The organism is Embleya sp. NPDC059213, assembly GCF_042754445.1.
GTDB lineage: Bacteria > Actinomycetota > Actinomycetes > Streptomycetales > Streptomycetaceae > Embleya.
This window is the reverse complement of record NZ_JBHZAV010000358.1, coordinates 1-4,285: the sequence shown is the minus strand read 5'-3', so window position 1 is coordinate 4,285 and position 4,285 is coordinate 1. Positions and strand designations below refer to the sequence as shown.

At 75.3% G+C, this 4,285-nt stretch carries 2 protein-coding genes; both read right to left on the bottom strand.

Features of this window, described 5'->3' with window-relative positions:
- Positions 1-139 precede the first annotated feature (139 nt).
- A complete protein-coding gene (locus ACFXMF_RS47005) occupies positions 140-823 on the bottom strand; it encodes a papain-like cysteine protease family protein (RefSeq protein ID WP_360318059.1) in 684 nt (227 codons plus the stop codon).
- Positions 824-1,139: 316 nt separating this feature from the next.
- Positions 1,140-4,046, bottom strand: coding sequence for an AAA family ATPase (locus ACFXMF_RS47000; protein ID WP_380018139.1), 2,907 nt, complete (start codon positions 4,044-4,046; stop codon positions 1,140-1,142).
- Positions 4,047-4,285 lie beyond the last annotated feature (239 nt).

Here is a 4,285-nt window from a genome sequence, read left to right as displayed (position 1 = left end):
GGGGCCAGGAACAACAGCGCGCCGATGCCGGCGGCGGCGAGTGCTCCGCCCCGGCGCCGCAGGGCTCGCGAGCGTACCGGACGGGGCTGCGAGGGGTGCGAAACGGCCTCGGGGGAAGGGTGGTTGTCGGTCATCACGCTCACGCCTCTCCGTACAGGGACTCGGCCCACTGGAACTCGTAGTTGCTGACGTACGAGTCGTAATCCATCTCGCCGTAGCGCGGGCTGGCGGGCCACGGGTCCGCGTACATCACCGTGCCGTTGGCCGAGTCGTAGCCGTACAGCACGTTCGCGTGGCCACCACCCGCGGTCCAGTAGATGCCGACCTCGATCGGCGAGTTGGCGTCGATCGAGGAGGCGACCGTGCCGAAGTCCAACGTCCCGGTGATGCGACCGGGCGTCAGGCCCAGGCGGGTCCAGGCTCGTTGCACGTCGCTGAGTTCGCCGGGCTGGTTGGGGCACGGGTAGCCGGCGGGCAACCCTCGGGCGTAGTCGCAGAAGGTGTTCTGGTTGGTGCTCAACCCGCGACCGAGGTATCGGGCCACGGACAGTCCGGTCCCGGCCCAGCACCACTGGTTCTGGGTCTGCGTCAGTTCGGTGAAGTTCAGTTGCGCCGAGCGGTAGCCGGCCGGCGCCGTCGGGGCGATCTTGAGCGGCGCGGCGACGGACGGCTTCGTGGCGGGTGCCGCCGTCGCGGTGCCGGCCGGCGGCGTGGCCAGGAAGACCGCGGCGGTCAGGCCGGCGCAGAGGGTCCGCCAATGCCGGGGCGTGGGGGCCGAATCGGCCGCGGCGGACCGGGCCGTACCGCGATTCCGCAGAATCATCGTGTCTCCTTCTCGCCCGGCGCTTGGCACGCCGGGCGGAGATCGAGGGGGACGCGACCGGCGAGGGCACACCGCGGACGGGACGGAGCACGCGGTGTCGGACGACCCGGACGACATGGGTGACATGGCAGGCACGACACGGCGTCCGGGTCGGGGGAGGAAGCCCCTCGCCGGCCGGCGGAGGGGAACACGTGCAACGCTCATCCACCGGCTGCCGACCGGGAACCCCCCGAGCGCAAAGCAGGGGGTTTCCCGGTGGCCCCCTGCGAGCCGCCCGGCGGGCGGCGTGTCCGGATGCGGTGTGCGGCGCCGCGGGTCAGCCCGGCGGGTCCGGTTCGCCGGACGGGTCCAGGGAGAGCCTGATCAGGTCGGCGCGCGAGCGGATGCCGAGTTTGCGGTAGACCCGGGTCAGGGTGGACTCGACCGTCTTGGCGGACAGGAACAGGCGGGTGGCGATCTCGCGATTGGTCGCGCCGTCGCCGACCAGTTCGGCCACCCGGTGTTCGGCGGGCGTCAGCGCGCGACTGCGGGCCTCGCCGGACCGCTCGCCCGGTTCGGGGTCGGCCACGCGGGTCAGGCGGGCGAGTTCGGTCCGGGTGCGGTCGAGCCAGGGGCGCGCGTCCGCCTGTGCGAAGGCCGTCTCCGCGGCCCGCCACGAGGTCAGCGCGGCGGCCGGGTGCCGGCGCCGCAACTCCACCGCGCCCAGCGCCAACAGGTCGCGACCGTGCTCGATGGGCAGCCCGAGTTCGTGGTGGCGCGCGGCGGTCTCGCGCAGGCACGAGGCCGCGCCCACCAGGTCGCCGGACTCGCCGCGCACCATCGCGTCCGCCCGGGTCAGCGACGCCACCACCCCGTCCCGGCCCAACCGGACCGCGGTGCCCCGGACCTCGTCGACGATCGCGCGGGCCTGGGCGTGGTCGCCCAGCGCCAGCAGCGCCTCGGCCAGGTCCACCGACCACGGAATCGCCGCCGGGTCGACGATGCCGCGCCGGGCGGCGATGGCCCGGGCCCGGCCCAGGCAGCCCACGGCGCCGACCGGATCGCCCAATCGCCGTTGGATCTGGCCCAGTACGCACAGCGCGAGCGGCAGGTACACCTGTTCCTGGTCGGCCCGTGCGGCGCGCACCCCCTCGCGGGCCGACTCCGCACCGCGTTCCAGGTCCCCGCCCGCGGCCTCCGCGACCGCCACCGCGTAGTACACCTGGCCGAGGTAGGCGCCCATGTCCCGGGCCAGCCGCAACACCTCGTGAGCGCCGGCCATCGCCCGATCGCAGCGCCCGGCCCGCACGTCGACGTCGATCCTGGCACAGAGCACGAACACCCGCTCCTCCGCGTCGTCGGACTCCTCGGCCCGACGCAACATACGATCGAGTTCGGCGCCCGCGTCGACGAGGCGGTCGGCGAAGAAGTCCAACCGGGCCTTGACCGCCCGAGGTCCGGCGTGCCGCCCGGTGGGCCCCGCGTCCTGCGGGCGGGCCAATGCCCGGGTGAGCGGATCGCGTGCGTCCGGACGGCCCTGCAGGGTGCCCACGAACGCCTGGAGGGCGAGCGCCACCTGCTCGGTGGTCAGATCCTCGGCCTGCCGGGCGAGTGCCGCGGCCCGGGCGGCCTCGGCCCACGCGACGGCGGAGTTGCCGTCGCTGATGTGTGCCTTGCAGGCGCGCAGGTAGTGCAGTCGGGCGCGACCGCACAGGTCGTCGCCGACCTGGGCGAATGCCTCGGCGAACACCTCGTCCAGGTCGTGCAGTGCCTGGTTGGCAGCGTTGATGATCTGGATGCAGGCCCGGACGCGTTGCCCGGGCGTGGACCCGTACGTGAAGACGCGGTGCGCCAGTTCACGCGAGAGTTCGTAGTCGGCCGCGGCATACGCGTGCCCGGCGCCTTCCAGGCAACGTTCGCAGCGGCGGTCGGCGTGTTCGTCGGGCGTTCGGGCCACCGCGAGTCGGGCCAGGGCCGCGGCCTCGTCCGGCAGGCCCCGGCGCCGGGCCTGCGCGGCGGCGGCGATCACCGTCGCCGCGACCCGTTCGTCCGGCCACGGCGCGGCCAACGCCAGGTGCCGGGCCCGGTCGACCGGATCGCCCGACACCTCGGCGAGCGCGGCGTGCGCGGCCCGGCGCTCCTCCGGCGAGCCGTCGGCGTACAGCGCGGCGGCGAACAGCGGGTGGGTGAACCGCAATCGGTCCCCGTCCTCGCACACGGCGAGGATGCCGGCGGCGACGGCACCGGCCACGGTGGGCCGGACCCCTTCGCCGCCCGGTCCGTCCGACCCGGCGGTCGGCGCGGCAATCGCCTGGGCGGGCACGCGCCGGCCCAGTTCGCTCGCGGCGCGCAGCAGGGCGACGGTGGGCCGGCTGCCGGCGCCGACCAGCAGGAGCAGCCGGCGGGCCTCGGCCGGCAGCCCCTCCAGGCGCGCGGTGAGCAGTCGGCGCAGCCGATCGGGCACCGGCAACGGCTGGTCGCGGGCCGGGAGACGGGGCAACCGGCGCAGCGCGCGGTCGAGTTCGAGCGCGTACATCGGGTTGCCCGCGCTCGCCTCGTACACCTGCCTGCTCAGCCAGTGCGGCAGCGGCCGGTGGTCGCCGGCATCGGGGTCGTGGCCGGGCACGTGGTCGACCCGGTGGCGGTCGAGGAGATCGCGGGTCTCCGGCAGGCCCAGGGCGGGCAGTTCGAGTTCGAAGGGGGTGCCGGGGCAGAACCTGCCGCCGGTCACCGGGCCGGCCGGCGGATCCGAGGTCTCCGCGACGACGACCCGGATCGCGGCCGGGTCCAGCCGCCGGGCGGCGAAGGCCAGCACCTCGGCGCCGGCCGCGTCCACCCATTGCGCGCCGTCGATGCCGAGGAGTATCGGGCCGCGCGCGGACAACGCGCGCAACAGTGCGAGCACGCCCAGGCGCAGGGCGAGCGGGTCCGGGCCGCCCGGGCCCGGCGCTTCGCGACACAGCACGACGCGCAGTGCGGAGCGTTGTGGTGGGGGCAGGGTACGGAGCACTTCGTCGTCGACCGGGCCGAACAGGTCGGCCAGCGAGGAGAAGGGCAACTCCCGGTCATCGGGGCCCGGTTCGGTGACCAGTACGAGCGCCTTGGGATCGGCCGTGTCGATCAGCGAGCGCAGCAGGAAGGTCTTGCCGATCCCGCTCGGCCCGTACAGGACGACGCCCCCGGCGGCGAGCCGACGCCGGGCCAGGAGCAGCAGGTCGTGCCGCGTGGGATCGGTGTGCGCCACCAGCGGTCCTCACCGTGCCGAAGGCGGTTCTCTCGAATCGCGCGTGTGGGGCGGGCCGCGAATCATCGTCGTGCCGCGACGGGGCGACGTCAATGGCGGGGCGCGGATCGGCGCCGGGACCGGCCGCCCACCCGTCGCGGAGGGTGGCCCCCTCGGCGAATCGAGGGTCCGGCGGGGGCGCGGGGGCGGGGGGGGGGGGCTCGCGCCCCCCGCCCGCGGCCCGCGCGGCCCGCGCCACC

Bases quoted from the DNA above. Each gene is read 5' to 3' on its own strand.
- ACFXMF_RS47005 (WP_360318059.1), bottom strand. From the start codon at position 823: ATGATTCTGCGGAATCGCGGTACGGCCCGGTCCGCCGCGGCCGATTCG.